Genomic DNA, 17,789 nt, shown 5'->3' on the forward strand with positions numbered 1-17,789 from the left:
GGTCCTGGCTAGAACGTGTGCGAGAGCGAGAGCCCCGCCGATCCCGGCGCGAGCAGGGGCGCGATGGCCGTCGCCGTCGCCGGCCTGGTAAGGGGAGGGGGCGTCGCCGTCGCTGGCCGGAGTGGGGCCGGCAGCGCAGCGTCGGTGCGGAGCCCGCCGGACGCGCTCGCCCCGCCGGACGCGCTCGCCCCGCCGGAGGCGCTCACCCCGCCGGAGGCGCCCGATGCTGGCGCGGAAGGCGAAGGCCGATTCGTCAGGATCAGCGCGACCCCTCCGGCGACGGCCGCCGCGCCGGCCAAGAACCCGATGGTGCTGACCGTCGCAAAGGTGCTCCCGGAGCGCGCGGCGTCGTAGCCGGTGGGGTTGCAGACATTGTTCGCGTCGCAATTGTCGCGTCGCAGGTGCTCGCGGTCGAGCGCAAAGAGCCCCGCCACGCTGCCGACCCAGAGCCCCGCCACGCCGAGGCTCACGGCGCCGATGCCCAGGATGCGCCCCACCTGGGCGCGCCCTTCGCGGCCGCGCTTCTTCTCGGCGCTCTCGATCCCCGACGCACGCGCCGAGGTGTCGACGAAGGTGGGGACGGCCTCCTCGAGCGGGTCCCCCGGCCAGACGGTGAGGGTGCGCGCCTCGCCCGATCCCAAGCTGACCCCTTGGCGCGAGCCCCGGTAGCCCACGGCGGTCACCACCACCAAGTGGTTGCCGGCCGTGAGGAGCAGGGTACCGCCCAGCTCTTTGCCCTCGAGGACGCGGCCGTCGAGGGTCACCTTGGTCTCGGCCGGCGCACCGCTGCCGAGCCGCAGCTCCAGGCGCGCCGAGCGCTTTTCGAGCGAGGAGATGCGCTCGTGCACCAAGGTCATTCGCTCGTCTTTGATCGAGAGGCGCCCGAAGGCTTGCTCGTAGTAGGCGAGGGCCACGTCGGGGTGCCCTTGGTTCTCCTCGCAGTCGCCGAGGTTGATGAGCGTCCCCACCGCCGTGGGATCCAGCCGCAAGCTCTCGCGAAAGTACTGGCAGGCCAGCCCGAACTGCCCTTTGACGGACGCGTCGCGCCCCTGCTCGAACGCGCGATCGGCGGGGGTTTGCGGGCGCGCCGGCTGGGCGTGCGCCGGGATCACGGGGGTGATCCCGGCGCCGCACGTGACCGCGATCAGCCCGAGTAGCCCGAACAGCCATCGCACGCGTCGAGGGCGGGAGAGCATCACTTGCGGCGATCGAGCCAGGACTTCTCGCGCGGTGGTTCGGCGGGCGCCGCCTTCGAGTCCGAGGGCTTGCGCGTGCGCGCGCGCGGCGCCTTCGTCGCGGGCTTGCCCGGATCGTCCAGCCCGCCCGCCCCGGGCGCAGCCTCGGGCGAGGCGCTCGCGGGAGGGAGATCGGCGTTGGTGAGCTCCAGATCGGCCGGGTGCGGGCGCGGGGGCTCGGCCGCCGTGGGGCTGGGGACCGCCAGCGGCACCGACGAGGTCACCTTCGGCTGCGGGCCGGCCACCCTTCCCATGGCGAGAAACACCATCCCGCAGAGCGCCACCAGCACCAGAAACACCGCCCAGATGGCCGCGACCTTCGCCCGATGGAGGCCCGACCTCCTGCGCGCGGCTTCGTCGGGCGCCGCCTCGGGATCGATCGCCGCCTTGAACGAAGAGCTGTTGGCGGCGCTCGGGTGCGGCTTCTCGGTGGAGGGCGCCGTGGTGTCGGGGCTCGCGGGCCGGTTGGGCCCGGGGCGCAGGCCTCCCGCAGGGGTCGGGGGACGGAAGAGCGCAGCCGACTGCGGCACGATCTCCGTGGCCGATTCGCGCGGCATGAGCACGCGCGGGTGGCTGCCGCTCGCCTCCGCCGGCTCCACCAGCGAAATGCGTCCCCACGAGGACGCCAGCGAGTCGACGGCGTTGCGCAGGGCGTGCTGCATGGCCTTGGCGCTCGACCAGCGCCCCTTCTTCTCGTACGAGAGCGCGCGATCGACGATCTCGACGATCTCGGGCGGCACGTCGGGCGCGACGGTGCCGAGCGACGCGGCCGAGCGGGTGGCGGCGGCGATCAGCACCTCGTTGGCGGTGTCGTACTCGTGCACCAGATGACCCGACAGGAGCGTATACATCGTCGCACCTGTTGCCCATACGTCGGAGAGCGCATCGACCTTGTCCATGTGTCCGAGCGCTTGCTCGGGCGGCATGAAGGCCGGTGTCCCCATGGCCGATGCGGTATGCGATAGGTGCGATGCCGAACCACCGTCACGCAGGCGCGCGATTCCAAAGTCGAACAGCTTCACCCGGCGGTCGCGGGTAAAAAAGATGTTTTCCGGCTTGATGTCGCGGTGGACGATCCCGCCCGCGTGGGCGGTGTCGAGCACGTCGAGCACGCCATCGATGATGGGCATGACGTCTTGGATGGGCAGCCGACCGCCAAGTCGCTCCGCGCGATCGGCGGCGGTCTCGCCGTCGAGCAGCTCCATGACCAGGAAGGCCGCGCCGTCCTCGGTCACGTCGTCGTCGAGGACGCGCACCACGCCCGGGTGCTGCACGGAGTTGGCCGCGTACCCTTCGCGCTTGAACCTTTGGCAGAGCGACTGATCGATCGACAGCTGCAGGTGGAGCACCTTGAGCGCGACGCGGTTGCCGTTCCTATGCGTCGCAGCGTACACGGCCGCCATCCCGCCCGTTCCGAGCAGGGCATCGACACGCCATTTGTTTCGAATGACTGTGCCGACCCGCGCGTCGATGATGTCGAGCACAGTCTGATCGAGGTTTGCCTCGGCCTGCACTAAAGCTCAGGGTACCATGCCGATCCACCCTTGGCCCAGGGCTAGATGCGTCCTGGGCTTCGATAACCATCCCGATACGTGACCCGATATGTGCCTCATGTCCCTACGTTTAAAAAACTGCCCCGACTGTCGTTCGACACACCGAGCACCCGTGACCAAGACCCTGCGCCCGCGGCCCCACGCCGAAGTCGGAGGCCGGCAGCTTGCCGCGGCCGACTCTCCACGCAGAGGTGAGGGCCTTCGCACATCCCAACGGCATGCAGGAGGTGTGTGATGTCGGAAATTCGTGTGGGGATCGATCTTGGCGGGACCAAGGTCGAGGGCATCGCGCTCCAACGCCGGGAGCTCGGGGGTCAGGAGCGGCACGGGAGCCGTGAGGGGGACGGGGAGTATGTCACCTTGGCCCGCGTGCGGCGCGCGACCGAACGCGATCGGGGTTATGAACACATCCTCGATGTCACCGCGGAGGTGCTCGCGGAGACCGAGCGGCAAGCGGGGGTCAAGAATGTCGCGCGGGTGGGCATCGGCATGCCCGGGAGCTTGACCGAGGCGGGCATGGTCAAAAACGCGAACACCACGGCGCTCAACGGGCGGCCGTTTCGCAGCGACTTGGTCGCGCGCCTCGGCCGGCCCATCGTCTTCGCCAACGACGCCAATTGTTTTGCGCTGGCGGAGCGGGTGCTCGGCGCCGCACGCGGGGCGCGCGTGACCTTCGGCGTGATCATGGGCACGGGCGTGGGCGGCGGCATCGTGATCGCCGACGAGGGCGCGCCGCGGGTTTGGGACGGCGCCCAAGGCATCGCGGGCGAGTGGGGGCATGTCGCGCTCGAGCCCGAGCGCGGCCCCGCGTGCTACTGCGGCCGGCGCGGCTGCATCGAGACGTACCTCAGCGGTCCGTTCATCGAGAAGGACTACCTTGCGCGCGCGGGGGTGGCGCGCCGCTTGGTCGACGTCGCGGCTGCGCGCGCGACCGATCCCGCGGCCCGCGCGACCTTGGAGCACCTCACCGAGATGTTCGGCCGCGCCCTGGCCACGGTGGTCAATGTGCTCGATCCCGACGTGATCGTCCTCGGCGGCGGCGTCTCCAATGTCGATGTCCTCTACGACGCGGGCATCGAGGCGCTGCGCCGCTGGGCCTTCACCGACGTGCTTCGCACGCGCGTCGTGAAAAATGCCGTCGGCGATAGCGCGGGCGTGTTCGGCGCGGCGTTCCTTCCCAAGTAGAGGAAGTAGCCGAGATGGATCGGGGAGGGCCCCGGGATCATCGAACCACCACCCCCGCTCCCTCGTTACACCGATTTGTCCATCGCCCGCTTGCGGGCGTGTGATGAAACGGCTGCAAGCGGCCCTATTTCCAGGACAAACCCGCGTTCTCCCGGTCCTCGGGAGGACCTCCACCCCGATGGCCTGCACCTTGCGAGAGGGCCCGTCGTGAGCGCGCGGAGCCTTTTTCTCACGGGGGGCCGCGCCCGCTGGAGGTCCAGATGGGCAAACGAATCGGGCTACTTGGATTGGTATTCGTGGGATGCAGCAGCAACGCGGGCTCGGGCGACGGGGCAGACGCGGCAAATGCGGCAAATGCGGCAAACGCAGCAGACGTGACTGCGGTGCAAGCGCGCTCCGTGATGAGCCTCGCCGAGCGCATGTCCCTCGAGAGCGAAGCTTCCTGGGCGTGGTCCCGCGATCCGCAACGAGGGACACCGGAGCACGTCGTTGGCCGCTCATCACCGCTGCTCACGGGCGGCGCCTCCGCCCACGATGCCACCGTCGCGTTCCTGAATCGGTTTCGGGATGCCTACGCGATGCGCGATCCCGGAAATGAGTTCGTCGTCGCGCACGAGCATCGCGACGAGCTGGGGATGACCCATCTGCGCATGCAGCAGGTGGAGCGCGGCGTGGTGGTCAAGGGCGCCGAGATGATGGTGCACTACGACGCCGAAGGCGCGCTGCGCGTGCTCGACGCCAACTACGTGCCGGGTCTCGACAAGGTCGACGTCGGCCCCACGCTCACCGCCGATCAGGCGCTCGCGCGCGCCCGCGCCGAGCAGGCGACCTTCGTGAAGGCGGAGGCCAAGGGCTTCGCCGACGCGGCGAACGCGGCGAACGCAATGGACGCATGGGCGCTCGACGAGCCGCGCGTGACGGTCGGGCCGGAGCTGGTGATCCATGCGCTCGACCAGGGCCCCGCGGCGCTCGCGTACCACGTGGTGTTGCGCAGCGACGTGCCGGCGCCGCACAGGTTGGACTACCTGATCGACGCGCACTCGGGCGCGGTGCTCCGCAGCTTCGACGACATCGAGACGGTGGCCGGCACCGGATTGGGCGTGCTGGGCGACACGAAGAACATCCAAGTCACGCAGTCGGGCAACACGTATTCGCTCACCGACAGCACGCGCACCCCAAACGGCATCCGCACCTACTCGATCGCCAACCGCCAGACGCCGCTCCCGGGCACCTTGGTGACCTCGGCCTCCGCCACGGGCTGGGACCGCGTGGCCCAGGGCGCGGGGGCGGCCGTCGACGCGCACTTCTTCGCGGGCGTGGTCTACGACTACTACAAGACGGGCCACAACCGCCTCGGCATCGACGGCAAGAACGGCGCGATCATCTCCACCGCACACTACGGCAGCGGCGTCGTCAACGCCTTCTGGGACGGCCAGCAGATGGCCTACGGCGACGGCAACGGCAGCACCGCGCGCGCCCTGTCGGTGAGCCTCGACGTGGTGGGCCACGAGCTGACCCACGGCGTGACGCAATACACGTCGAACCTCGCGTACCAAGGGCAATCGGGCGCCCTCAACGAGTCGATATCCGACATCTTCGGTTCGATCATCGAGCACAGCTACAAGGCCGACGACACGAACAACTGGCTCTTGGGCGAGGGCATCTTCACGAACAACAAGCCGTTTCGCGATCTCGCGCACCCCGACAAGGGGCAGCAGCCGGCGCACATGTCCAAGTACGTGAACACCACGCAAGACAACGGCGGCGTGCACACGAACTCGGGCATCCCCAACAACGCGTTCTACCTGATGACCAAGGGCGGAACCAACGATGTGTCCAAGGTCCAAGTGTCGGCCGGCATCGGCTGGGACAAAGCCGCCAAGCTCTGGTACCGCACGCAGACGACGTACCTGACGTCGAACGGCAACTTCACGGCCGCCGCCAACGGCAACGTCTCGGCCGCGAACGATTTGAGCTTTACGCAGGACGAGAAGAACATCGTGCAATGTGCATGGATCGCGGTGGGCGTCCTGCAAGGGACCTGCAAGCCCATCACCGGTGCAAGCGGCGGCGCGGGCGGTGGTGACGGCGGTGGTGGTGGTACCGGCGGCGGCGATGGCACGGGCGGCGGTGGTGGCAATGGCACCGGCGGGGGTGGTGGCAACGGCACCGGTGGCGGCAAGGGCACCGGCGCGGGCGGAAACAAGGGCAGCGCCAGCGGCAATCCGAGCGGCAACGACGACGCGCAGTTCAAGACCACCGCCAAGGGTTGCTCGGTCTCATCGTCCATGGTGGAAGACGCCACGAGCACGTCGTACGGCGCCATCCTATTCGCGGCCGCCGGCCTTGGCGCCCTCGTTTCGCGCCGTCGCCGCGCCGTCAACGTCATCAAGTAGGGCGAGCTTTCCTGCGTCTGAACCTCCGATGCGCGCGTCCGCCGTTGCGGCGCGCGCCGCGTCGCGGTGGATGCGCGACGTTTTGCGTGTGAACCGAGCGATGTCTGCGCGCGCGTGTCGCGGCGGACCGAGCGATGTTCGCGCGTAGGTTGCGGTGAACCGAGCGATGTTCGCGCGTGGGTCGCGTGGACCGAGCGATGTTCGCGCGTGGGTCGCGGTGGACCGAGCGATGTTCGCGCGTGGGTCGCGGTGGATGAGCGATGTCCGTACGTGTCGTGGTGGAACGAGCGATGACTCCCCTCGCCGGGGTGCTTTTCACCTTTCGTCCGTGCGCGTCGCGATCGAACGCGGTCGGCGTTGCGTTCGGACGCATCCCATCAATGGCGTTGCGTCGCGGATCGCGTTCGAGGTAGCGCCTGCCGCGATACGATCCTCGCAATTGCGCGGCGTACGACGTTTGAGGTGAACCGAGCGTCCACGATGCACCGCCCATCTCCTGCCGCGGTATGTCGTTTGCGAACGACCGTCGAGACACGCCGAAATTGGAGGCCGGGCCCCCGGCGATGCGTTCGTCGCGCGCGGGAGGGGATGCGGCCGAATCCGACTCGTGCGTGGTTCGAAGGGAGCAATTGGGATATGCAGGAATCACATCGACTCCGAAGGGAGGCGCTCCGCCTGGGCGTGACTCGTTTCTTTTCGGATCGAAGAGGGGTGAGTGCCGTCGAATATGCGCTGCTCGTCGTCGCCATTCTTCTGGTGGTGGCCGGCGGTTATCGTGTGCTGGGCGCCCAGAACGCGAAGTCCGTCTCGGTCGCGACCGCAACACTTTATGGGCACACGAGCTCGAATCCTTCCGGCGGCGGTGGATCCATCCCGACGGGCGGCGGCGGTCATGGAAGTCCGGGCGGGGGGAACGTCGTTTGCGAAGGTGCCTCGTGCCGGGGACCGGGGGCATGTTTCGTCGCCGGAACCCTGGTCGCCACGCCATCTGGCGAGCACCCCATCGAAAGCCTCCGCGAAGGCGACCTCGTGTTCGCCCGCGGCGAGTCGCCCGACGATGCCGTCCGCGCGCGTCCCGTGGTACGCACCCTGGTGCGACCCGCGCCCTCGCTGGTGGACGTGCACATCGTACACATCGACGGCGAGCACGAACGCGTCCGATCCACGCCGGACCATCCGTATCGCACGCTCGATCGAGGGTGGTCGGTCGCAGGGGATCTGGTCGGCGGCGATACGCTGATCGAGCGATCGGGAAACGAAGCTCGCGTGACCAAGGTCGTACCCATCGCGCAGGAGGCGTCGGTCTACAACCTCGTGGTCGACGTCGATCATACGTACTTCGTGGGGCACACGGGGGTGCTGGTTCACAACGGCCAATGCGACGGGCCGGGAGGATCAGGCGCGGGCGGCAACGAAGCGAATGGCGGCGATCCGGCTGCCATTCGGCAAAGTTATGCCAAGGCGCTCGAGGATCTCCGCAACGAAACGCAAGCAAGGCTGAACCAGCTGGACGAGAAACTGAAGTCCGCGCAAGGGATAAGGGAGTACGAGCGAATACGCGAAGAGGGATTGAAGGAGATCGCGACGTGGGCACACGGCGAGCGCAGGGAGGTGGGCGAACGCCACAAAGATGCGACGCCGCCCGAGATCCGTGAGTTGATTTACCAGCGCAACGAAGAGCGGTATGGCGATAAGCTCGGCCCCTCGGTCGATTACCTGCGACGACAGGGCAAGAGCTGGGAGAGCATCGTCGACAGCGCGTCGCGACCGAACCAGGAGATCAACGCATCGCTCGGCGTGAACACGCCGCCCATTCCATTGAAGATACCGCCCCCGCGGTCGCCAGCGAGGCTCTGACGTCGACCGCACGACGAGCGCGCAAGAAAGGTCTAAAATAACGGATGATGAGCACCCGCGACGAGCCGCAGCGAACGGTCACGTTGGGCCCCGAGTACGACGAGGCCACGCGCAACGCGTTGGAAGAGACCCTCGTAGCGCTCGGGGCCTCGCATCTCGGCGGGAGCTGGGGCATCGGCGGCTCGCAGGAGCTCGAGACGGCCATCGTCGTGCTCCGCGGTCGCGAGCTTCGGATCGAAGTCGAAACCTATATCGGCATCAGCATCGTCGGCGACGACGACCTCGTGACGATCGTCGCCAACGGTGTCGCCGATCGCCTTGGTCGTCGGTGACGAACATCACGCGAGGAGACCTCCCCGCATCTCGACCTCGAGCCCTCCGTGCTCCGAGGCGCGCAACGCGAGCTCGGGTGGAGCTCACGCGCGTCCCTTCCTCGTGCCCAGCCCGCACTCCCTCCGACACCGCCGCGCGTGCTCCTTCCATCTCCAAGACATTCGAGAAAGTGTCTTTTCGTGCGCCGCGCGTGTTGCGGGCGCGCAATGTCTTTAGCGCCCTAAAGCTTCTTCGAGAGCCATGCCGGCAGTGCTGGAGCATCGTTCCACGCGCCATCGAAACGCGATCCCGCGCCCGCGAAGACGATGCACCCATGGCCGGCATCGCGCATCGGAGCTCAAATGTACGATCGACAAGCCGTTGCGAGAAATGCGCGCCACGGCAGACATCCTCCGTCACGCGAACGATCACGGCGGCGGGGGGACCTCACAACCCGCTTCAGGGGCGCCCCCGGGCAGAGTCGAACTGCCGACCAACGGTTTAGGAAACCGCTGCTCTATCCTCTGAGCTACGGGGGCGGATCTCAGTTTTTCTTCGTAATATTCGATAGTTACAGGCTTCCGTAGCTCCTTCTGGGACGTCGTCCTCCGAGACACGCCGGACACCAAACTCGGCGCCAGCGACCCCTTGAATAGCCGGACGGCTCGGCCCCGTCTATCCCGTACCCGCCGAGCCGCACCTTTTCCTGCGTCCGCGCGCCGGCGACGTCCCAAATGTCGTTTCGTGAGGAGCGCCACACCCCCGTGAGACGGTTCCAGCAATACTGGAACTGCCCTCCCGGCCCCTGGAGGTAGAGCAGCGGTTTCCTAAACCGTTGGTCGGTAGTTCGACTCTGCCCGCGGGCGCCACTGGAAGCCGGTAGTTCCGGCACATGGCGTCTCGCCCTCTGAGTTTTTGGCGCAGCGCTGCGCCAGGCTTTGTACCAAAAGCCGCACCAAACCTGCCTGTTTCGGGTTTGAATCGAGGGCGCGACATGTCGGTGTCGCTTGCACCTGGTGGGGCTTTCAGAGGTCGAGAAACTTCCCCTTGATGATCTTCCTCGACGAGATCGAACGACGCCGCGGCGCAGTTGCCGCAGGTCGAGCCGACCAGACTGGGCTCGATCCAACGACGGTGTCCAGTAATACCAATATTGATAAACTTGCCGCCCCGGGAGCGCCACCCAGAGCGTGCGCTTGAGGGCGCGCTCTCCTCTCGGCGTTTGGGCGCTCCCCTTACAGGCGATCGCCTGGACGGGGGCACCCCTCGGGAAACGCTAATCGACGATGCGAGGAGAAGGGGTGGCTTCAGCGGGGTTGACCTTTGGATCGGCGGCCATTTCGACGAGGGACACGATGCTCTTGCCGTCGTCCGTGGGGGTGGTGCCAAGAACGACCATCAGGCCGTCCTTGACATAGCCGCGCGCGTCGCGTTCGGGCTCGAGGCCGTGGGTCACGGTGAAAAAGCCGCGCGCTTTCATTTCGGTGTCGTACGCGTCGACGATTTCACGTGGGGTTCCCATCGAGATGTATCCGCGCACGCCGTACGGCGTTCCGTCGATTGACGCGGACAGGGTGCGGCGCGCGCGAATGGGGCGCGGTAGCGCGGGGTTGTCCATACCCGGCTCGTATTCATCGGTTGCCACCAGCTTGTCGAGGTGGAAATGCGTCGCGGTCCAGACGGTTAGAATGTGCGACTGCGCACCATCGCTCCGAACGAAGGCGTAGCGCACCCGTCCCAAGGAGCCGAGATCCTGCGTCCGCTCGAATGCTGCCAATCGATTGAGCCATCCATCGGGCGTTTCCTCCGCCTTGGGGAAACAGACGACCATTCCTTCGTTGCCCTTCTCGTGCCGGATAATTCCGAGATCGAAGCGATTCAAATCGACCTTCGCGAGATCGGATTCCTTGGCGAGCCCTTGCCATGTGCCCTCGCTTACCCCATTCTCGCGGCAATTCGCCGCGAAGCGGCCCAGGATCTTGTCGATCGGATCGCGCGAGATGCTGCTGCCGACCCACGCGGTTTCACCATCAATATTGATTTGCGCGCGCTCGCCCAGCAAGTCGGCGATGGGAAGCAGATCCCGCCCGACTTGAAGGGAGCCCTCCAGCACTACGGCCCGCGCCGAGCGGGCCGTAAAAAAACTCCGATCAAGAGGAGCACTCCAAAGTACACGAGGACGCGATACACCCGCGGCCCATTCTTCACGGAGGTTGCCATGGAGTCGCCGTGAAATCGCTCGATCAAAAACTGAATCCACACGATGGTTCCCTCCGTGTCGGACTTAAAAAAAACATGACGCCCGCGATTCACATGACGAGCCCGCGGGCCATGCCCAGCAAGGTTTTGACAATGCTCATCATGCTGCCCTTGAATCCCGACTCCGGATTGCAATAGACGGAGCTCGTGGTCGTTTGCATGTTGCGTCGAATCATGCTGGTAAGAGGTGCATTGGTCGTCTCCCGGCGTTCGGTCATGGTCGTGGCAATGAAACCTCCGGTGATGATCGCGTCCAGCTTTGCCTGCCCGATCGCCGCTTGACCCTGCTCGCCCCCCACGCTGCTGGCGCCGTTCACCAGGTCGTCGAATCCACCGCTGCCGCGCTCCCCGCCGCTGGGGCACGAACGCAGCGAATTTTGAAATGCCTTGTGCCGGGTTACGAGCATCGTCTCTTGCTTGATCGTAATATGGTTGTAGGCGAATAGGATCAATCCATAGAAGATGACTATGACCGGCATCACTACGGCCCCCTCCACCAACGCGGCCCCCCGCTCTCTGGCGCGATTCCTACGCATCGTCGTCCTCCTTGGTTTCAATGATAATTGCCGGTGGGGATTCGTCCGGCCGTCTGCGAGCGCTCCTTGAGGATCGCCTTGACCATGTCTGCGAAGTAACGCACGGCCGCATCCAGGAGGGGTGCATTGGCAGTCTTGGCGTGAGCCTCTCGGAACCCCTTGCCGGTGAAGTACTCGAGCCCCTTCTCGAGCCCCACGCGTGCAAGCACCTCGAGGGGGTTCATCGATCGCTTCAAGCGTGCCTTCCAGCGAATCGAGTAGAGCGCGTGCTGATACCCCGTGGCGGTTATGCCGATACTGCTCGGGCCATTGCAGCTCGGTTTGCTCCAGGTCTCGCCGCAATCGTAGAAGAACTCCGCCTGCGCGTCGTATGCGTGCACGGAATCCTCCACGCCGCCGCCGTATTGCTGGGAGGCGAGCTGCACCCTCCGAATCGACGTATCCCGGAAGTCGCCACCCAGCGCCCAGCCGAGCACCACGAAGTGGGTGTCGCCATTGGCGAAGGCCATCTCCTTGGGCCCTTGTTCGCGCCAGAGGTCGCGATCGCCAAGCGGAATGTCAATCGTCACCCCGAGCTTTCGCAACGTTTTGACCGCCCCGTCCAGCTTCCCGGCGACGAATTCGACGTTTGGCAGCACCTTCTTGGGCACCAGCTCTTTGAGCTCACCGCCGCAATGAATCCACGCAGGTGCGATGGCCACCGTCTCCACGACTTGCGCGATCCAAGCGCCGACCATCGGGATGGGGATCACGCTCCGGAGCCAATTGGTCAACAAGATGATGGGATAGCCGATCGCCCGCACGCACAGCGCCTGGTTCTTCTCCCGGCTCACCGGTAGCCCCAGGACCTTGTGCTCTCCCTTGTCGAGGAACCCTAGGACCCCGCCGCGTGACTTCGCGTCCGAAGGCTTGTTCGGTTCATTTTCTTTGTAGAAGATGCCGTTGAAGTTGGATGGACCTATCGCGACCCCCATGAAGGAATCCTTTTGGTCGCTGTAGCGACGCGCCGCCTCTCCCGCTGCCGCGGTGCCGAGCCATGGAGCGGTGACAGCGACGGTCGACGACGCGAGGCCGAGCATGGGCAAGGCCGTTTTGAGCGCCGTCTTTTCGTATTTGACCGCCATCTTGTAAGGCGTCGTCGCTGCTTTTGCGAGCTGCAGCGCGGCCGCTTGCCCGCCCGGGATGATGGCCGCTACGATCGCCAAAAGTAGGAGGATATCGCCGATGAGCGAGAGGATGAGATAAAATGCAACGAGCGCGAGCGAAATGATGTTGATCGCCGCGATGGTATTCATCCCACGCGCATGGATGGTGGCCGACGAAAGCGCGACGGAGTCGGCAGCCTCCTGGCCGCGGTCGCGAAAGACGATGGCTTGTCCAATCCCAATCAAGAACCAAAGAGCCCCGCTCAGCGAGAGGGCCACCAAGAGCCCTATCACCATGATCGCCCCCTGCTCATCGTCTTTCAGTCTCTTGACAGAATCCACGTATCCTCCAATCGTCGTTGTCCGAACCGTCATTTGTCGCCGAGCGCCACGATGGCTGCACCGCTCAATAGCCGCTGCCTTCTCCGCCGCAGTTGGACCCAGCCTTCGAGCCTTTGAGACCGTCGGTGGCATCGCCCAGTGCGTTCATCTTGTAACAAGCGCCGTGATTGGGTGAAACAGCGCGAATTTCCTTCGACAGCACCCCCGAACGGCAAAATATATTCTTCCCAATCGGAACGCCGCATTGATATCGGAACGCGACCGTGGTCGACACGTCGCCGAACGGCTTCGAGCAGCCCGCGCCACTGCCACCGGGATAGCTCACGTTGATCTTCTCGACCGTAATCCTACCGTTCCAGGGCCCGAGCGCAGCCTTCGCCGCGGCCATGTAGTTCTCATTGCCTTCTCCCTCCGCAGCTTCGGCCACGTGCGGAACACATCCTTCCACCACGCTCGCATAACGCGCCACCACGGTCGTCGCGTGGCGCATCACCACCCCCGCCGTGAACCCGAAGGCCATCTGCGTGAAGCAGAGAAAGGCATACAGCAGCGGCATGAACGCAATGAGGAACTCCACCGCGACGGCACCGCGCTCTTCGCGCCTCGAGGGGGCTAAAATTCTCCGCATATTGCTTTCTCAAAATTTGGTGAGCGGATGTCCAAGGCGGTGTTTCTCGCCCTCTCCTTATGTTTCGTCAAGCAGGGCTCATGCCGATGCCATTTCGAAAGAAGAGCCCACCGAGCGCTGGCCCTCAGACAATCTCCGACGCAGCGATCCTTTACGAGTAGCAGCTCGTTGGATATGGCCCGGACGTGCGGGCGGGCCTAGCAGGGTGCGATCGTCGGGATCGCATGGTGCGATCGGGCCGATCGAGTGGCGGCTGCCTACATACGAGAGATCGGCTTGGAATTCATGAAAAATGGATTCTTGAGCTCAGCGGCAATTTGCTTTGCGCCATGCTCCTTGTTCGTCGGACGCTTCTCCAGCGCCGCATAGGGCACACGGACATCGGCACTGGGCACTTCGCAACCACACGATTCAGGTGGGAAGACTGCGACCGGTTCCGTAACTGGATCGTCTGGCTCCAGTGTTGGCGAACTGTTTATCCGCAGTGCACGAACATCCGCTTTCGTTGCATCCAGTCTTCTGTGTTGCGTCGGACCTTTCGCCGAGCCGCACCCGCACTCACGACGGAGCGCGCGTCCACGTGCGCGGCGGCGTCCAGAGCGCACGCGTTTTGCTCGACGAGCGCGGCCTCGCGCCTCATCCCGCTCGCGGATCAGACCTCCGCGTCTCTCTCGTGAATATGTACGTGTTTCCAACACGATGATAAGAGAGGCGAGGGACAGGCTATCGCCGATACTATCGGCGCTTCGGTAGCTTGGCACTTACGATATCGACGCCGATTTGGACAATGGCTGAGCCGACCCTTCGTCCGAGAGATGCCGCGGCTATTCGTGGTTAGGGACCTATTCGGTCGAGAACAGAAGCGCTCTGCGAGTCACGCTCCAAACGCCGACGAAGCTCCTGTCCTGTCAGAGTGCTTGCCTTCGAATACCGCGGAACGTTCCGAGTTGGTCGTGTTTAAGCAACTCCGCAGCGCCGTCTCGGGTCGGCTCGCTATGAGCCGGAGAGCAACCCAACCTACCTCGAGATGGCCTCGCACGACACCGCCTGGGTTATTCGCTCACCACGCAGGACAGAAGATCCGTTGCCAAAAGCCGTCGAAAACCGATGCGCGCAGGCTTCACGCCCTAGAAATGTCACGTCGCCCGGCGCGGGCCAAGGTGCGTCGACAAGGGTATGCAGCTTGCTGCAGCGTGCATCGAACGAAAGGGGTAAACGATGCCGTTCTCGTCCATGTCTATTTCGCATGCATCCTTCATGCGTGTACCGCTCATGCATCTCGTCCTCGCAGCTCTCATTTGCGGCTGCTCCGTGAAGAGCAATGATGCCGAGGAGCCCCACGGGGACCCCCCGGGGAAAGAGCCTACGACCAATGGCGACAACGACAGCGTCGGCGAGGTCGTCGAACGCGTCGCCGATGCCCCCGAGGTCACCAAAGTGACCACATTCGGGCTCAGGTCGGGTGATTTTCCAGCGTACGTGAGCCATCTCCTCGGCGGCAAATGGGATCACCTGTTCCAGAACATCACGATCCGCAATCCGAACAAGTCGAAGCAAACGGTCGTTCTGAGCGGCGCGCTCGCTGGCTACACGAAGACCCCTGCCACGGGCACGGTGAAGCTCGATCCGGGTCAAGAAGTCAGCGGGTGGTTCGATGCAGCGCTCGATTTCGAAGCACTCGACAAAATAACGTCCCCTGTCACCGCGAGCATCGAGCTGAAGTTGACGACCCAGGAAGGCAAAGTGCTATTCGCGTCGACGAAGCCGACCCGCGTCTTGCCGAAGAACACCGTTATCTGGAAAGACTTCTTCAGGGCTTCCCACCCGACTTCGCTCGGCCTGGGGTTCCTGGAGATGAAGATCGCCGCCCTCTCCCTGACGACACCGCACGATGGCTGGGGCGAAATCGACAAGCTGCTCCACGAAGCTGCTACCTATTCGACCTACAAATCCATCAGCGGGTATGCCGCCTACCACAAAGCCGACAGCACCCTCGATCAAGACCAAGCGGGATTTGCCGATCAAGTCGGATCCATCTGGAGCGCCCTGAAGGCGCGCGGCTTCAACTACACCAACGTCCCACAGAACTTCTTCGCCGCGAGCCAGAACGTACGCTACCCCGCCGAGTCGCTCCGAGTGACCACGGGAAACTGCATCGACGGCACACTCGTCTTGGCCTCCGTTCTCGAGGCAATAGGCATGGAGCCCTTCATCAACTACGTACCGGGCCACGCCTTCGTGGGCGCACACCTCGCACCCAAGGGATCTCCAAACTACGGCTACTACGCCATCATCGAGACCACCATGCTCGGTACATCGTCCTTCGCCGACGCAACGATGACCGGCCTTCGCGAGTACAACCAGAACAAAAACGCAGGAACGCTCGTGACCTTCGAGGTGAGCGAGGGTCGCGCCGAGGGGTATTTGCCATCGCCGTTTCCCCTGCGATGAATGTCATCACGCTATTGCGCCGGCGGCAGGGAGCTATCGGTAGCGCACCGGCGACATGCGTTCGATTTGCAGTACGCGACGCACACCGCCGCAAAACACCCTTCGACGGCCGCGCCGAGCGGGCAGCATACGTCTTTGCCCGTGTTCGGACGTCCGCAGTGGGGACCTTCGCGTACGCGAGGCACTGGATGCAAATTGGAGAAGACGTGTTGTTCCACCCAGCGCGAATCTCGCACGCCTTGTCGGCATCGTTGACCCATTGTTCGTCGTCGCGGTGTTCTCGGACGACGAGCGCGTTACGCCAACGTTCTCGGGCTCTCGTTCGAGCTTTCGCATCTGTGTGGACGGCTCGGCTCGAGGTCAAAGGTGTTGGTGTTCGCCGAGTGGCCGCAAAGGTGCTGAAAATCTTGCCGATGCTTTTGAACATCAGCGAGAGGTGCCTTTTCGCGCTGGATATCGAGATCCCCATTCTGGACACGCCTGTATCCGCGTGCCTCGATGAACGGCGACAAACGCCGGAAAGATTGCATCGGCCTGCACCTTGCATCACGATCTTGAAGAGGAGGAAGGCATTCATGGGCAAGAGCAAACGGTGTGGTGAGAATACCGTCTGGAACGACACCGCACGTTGCGTCTGATTCGAAATCATAGAGGTGCCGTTCTGAAAGGAGTACGCCTTGCTGCTTGTGCTATTCCGTGTACCCATCCTCGGCATCTACGTGGCGGCACGAAAGTCGTCCCGTTCTACGGGAACGTTCGCGAGCACGAGCTCTCGACTTACCCGTAGAAGAGGCGAAGGTACGCATCAACGAGGTCGTAGTATGTTTTTATTGATGAATTTTGCATTGCTTGCAATGATGTTGATAGCACTGTTTATATTGTGCAACGCCGGCACGAGACGTACGCCAAATTGGCCAACCGCACTTGGAATGATCGCTGTTATTGCCGTCCACACGGGCTTGGTCTATGCTACCACCTCGCTACCTTTCGCTGCGGGTATTGTCAAAATACAAATTAACAAGGTTACAATATGTGCTCATCGATGATGATTTTGTTGACCGCCATTGTGTCCCTGGAGCAGACGGCGAGCCGCATCGTAGACGGGACTATTCTAGCATTCGCATGAACGACCCTTTTCCTCGGTGCGTACGCAGGGGCACGTGCACGTCTCGACGGCGCGAACCGGCTGCCGCGACTGTCCGCAAGCGCTCGCCCGGGCTCGACGTGACCGAGCACGCCGGCGCAGGGACACCGGCAGATGCTCGACCCTTGCGACGCTGCGCTGCGCGCCCGTGACGTGGAAGAGACGCGGTGCACGTGCGTCGAAAGGTTTCTGGCCTCGGCTCGGCCATCTCAGCGCAAATCGACATTCAAACGATCTTCATCCGAGCGCTTGCGCAAACGTTTGGTTGCGGAGCCGTGCTCGACGAGCCCCGCCTATCTCTCCGGCCAGACTACCATCACACGGTGCAGCCTCACCTCTCGCTCGAAACGAGAGGCGATGCGATCCGCCATCGCCTCTCGTTTCGGCTACTACGCTCAAGCTAGAACTACGGTCGTAACTGCACGACTGCGCAGCCTTCAGGGCCCCCGTGGGTGCCGCGCGACTGCGCGGTCTTCACGTGCGTCTTGGTAACCTTTTTTTTGATCCTCGGCAATATATGCGAGCTGCTCCTTATTCGTCCTGAACGATCATCTCCTCTCGCAGCGCCGCTCTCGCGCAGCATTGCCTTGACTTGTCGAAAGGGTGCGAAAAATACTCGCCGAACGGATCGGTGCAAGCTACCCTGGGGTGCCAAGAATCCGCAGAGTTCGATCGTCAGGAGTTGATGCTCGAATCCATCACACGGGGCCAAGTCGATTGGAGAACGCGGCGCGCTCGGCTTACAG

Annotated in this window: 11 protein-coding genes and 1 tRNA gene; 5 read left to right on the plus strand and 7 right to left on the minus strand. The window is 64.2% G+C overall.

Annotated elements, in window-relative coordinates; genetic code table 11:
- Positions 1–8: 8 nt before the first annotated feature.
- Together LZC94_15650 and LZC94_15655 are read right to left on the minus strand one after the other, a co-directional pair.
- Positions 9–1,175 (minus strand): hypothetical protein, encoded by a 1,167-nt coding sequence (locus LZC94_15650; protein ID WXB18660.1) that lies wholly within the window; start codon positions 1,173–1,175, stop codon positions 9–11.
- A gap of 20 nt (positions 1,176–1,195) precedes the next feature.
- Positions 1,196–2,749, minus strand: coding sequence for a protein kinase (locus tag LZC94_15655; GenBank protein WXB18661.1), 1,554 nt, complete (start codon positions 2,747–2,749; stop codon positions 1,196–1,198).
- A gap of 273 nt (positions 2,750–3,022) precedes the next feature.
- Here LZC94_15655 and LZC94_15660 point away from each other — a divergent pair, with 273 nt between their 5' ends.
- From LZC94_15660 to LZC94_15675, 4 genes are all read left to right on the plus strand, one after another.
- Positions 3,023–3,973 (plus strand): ROK family protein, encoded by a 951-nt coding sequence (locus LZC94_15660; protein ID WXB18662.1) that lies wholly within the window; start codon positions 3,023–3,025, stop codon positions 3,971–3,973.
- A 260-nt stretch (positions 3,974–4,233) separates the two neighbouring features.
- Positions 4,234–6,369, plus strand: a complete 2,136-nt coding sequence (locus LZC94_15665) for a M4 family metallopeptidase (GenBank protein ID WXB18663.1) — start codon at positions 4,234–4,236, stop codon at positions 6,367–6,369.
- 711 nt (positions 6,370–7,080) lie between these two features.
- The gene (locus tag LZC94_15670; GenBank protein WXB18664.1) at positions 7,081–8,226 is read left to right on the plus strand and encodes an HINT domain-containing protein; all 1,146 of its coding nucleotides are present in this window, start codon (positions 7,081–7,083) and stop codon (positions 8,224–8,226) included.
- Positions 8,227–8,270: 44 nt separating this feature from the next.
- Positions 8,271–8,558 (plus strand): hypothetical protein, encoded by a 288-nt coding sequence (locus tag LZC94_15675; protein WXB18665.1) that lies wholly within the window; start codon positions 8,271–8,273, stop codon positions 8,556–8,558.
- 446 nt (positions 8,559–9,004) lie between these two features.
- Here the strand turns inward: LZC94_15675 and LZC94_15680 are convergent.
- The 5 genes from LZC94_15680 to LZC94_15700 all read right to left on the minus strand — a co-directional run bounded on the left by LZC94_15680 (position 9,005) and on the right by LZC94_15700 (position 13,448).
- Positions 9,005–9,077 (minus strand) — tRNA-Arg (locus LZC94_15680).
- A 737-nt stretch (positions 9,078–9,814) separates the two neighbouring features.
- Positions 9,815–10,651, minus strand: coding sequence for a hypothetical protein (locus tag LZC94_15685; protein WXB18666.1), 837 nt, complete (start codon positions 10,649–10,651; stop codon positions 9,815–9,817).
- Between the two features lie 196 nt (positions 10,652–10,847).
- Positions 10,848–11,333 (minus strand): hypothetical protein, encoded by a 486-nt coding sequence (locus LZC94_15690; GenBank protein WXB18667.1) that lies wholly within the window; start codon positions 11,331–11,333, stop codon positions 10,848–10,850.
- 17 nt (positions 11,334–11,350) lie between these two features.
- Positions 11,351–12,775 carry a hypothetical protein gene (locus tag LZC94_15695; protein ID WXB18668.1) on the minus strand — a complete coding sequence of 475 codons (1,425 nt, stop codon included), beginning with the start codon at positions 12,773–12,775 and terminating at the stop codon, positions 11,351–11,353.
- A 109-nt stretch (positions 12,776–12,884) separates the two neighbouring features.
- Complete coding sequence (locus tag LZC94_15700) at positions 12,885–13,448, minus strand: hypothetical protein (protein WXB18669.1); 564 nt, start codon at positions 13,446–13,448, stop codon at positions 12,885–12,887.
- Positions 13,449–14,759: 1,311 nt separating this feature from the next.
- Here LZC94_15700 and LZC94_15705 point away from each other — a divergent pair.
- Positions 14,760–15,899 (plus strand): hypothetical protein, encoded by a 1,140-nt coding sequence (locus LZC94_15705; GenBank protein ID WXB18670.1) that lies wholly within the window; start codon positions 14,760–14,762, stop codon positions 15,897–15,899.
- Positions 15,900–17,789 lie beyond the last annotated feature (1,890 nt).

The organism is Sorangiineae bacterium MSr11954, assembly GCA_037157815.1.
GTDB classification, from domain to species: Bacteria; Myxococcota_A; Polyangia; order Polyangiales; family Polyangiaceae; genus Pendulispora; species Pendulispora albinea.

Bases quoted from the DNA above. Each gene is read 5' to 3' on its own strand.
- LZC94_15660 (WXB18662.1), top strand. From the start codon at position 3,023: ATGTCGGAAATTCGTGTGGGGATCGATCTTGGCGGGACCAAGGTCGAG.
- LZC94_15665 (WXB18663.1), top strand. From the start codon at position 4,234: ATGGGCAAACGAATCGGGCTACTTGGATTGGTATTCGTGGGATGCAGC.
- LZC94_15675 (WXB18665.1), top strand. From the start codon at position 8,271: ATGATGAGCACCCGCGACGAGCCGCAGCGAACGGTCACGTTGGGCCCC.
- LZC94_15690 (WXB18667.1), bottom strand. From the start codon at position 11,333: ATGCGTAGGAATCGCGCCAGAGAGCGGGGGGCCGCGTTGGTGGAGGGG.
- LZC94_15695 (WXB18668.1), bottom strand. From the start codon at position 12,775: ATGGTGATAGGGCTCTTGGTGGCCCTCTCGCTGAGCGGGGCTCTTTGG.
- LZC94_15700 (WXB18669.1), bottom strand. From the start codon at position 13,448: ATGCGGAGAATTTTAGCCCCCTCGAGGCGCGAAGAGCGCGGTGCCGTC.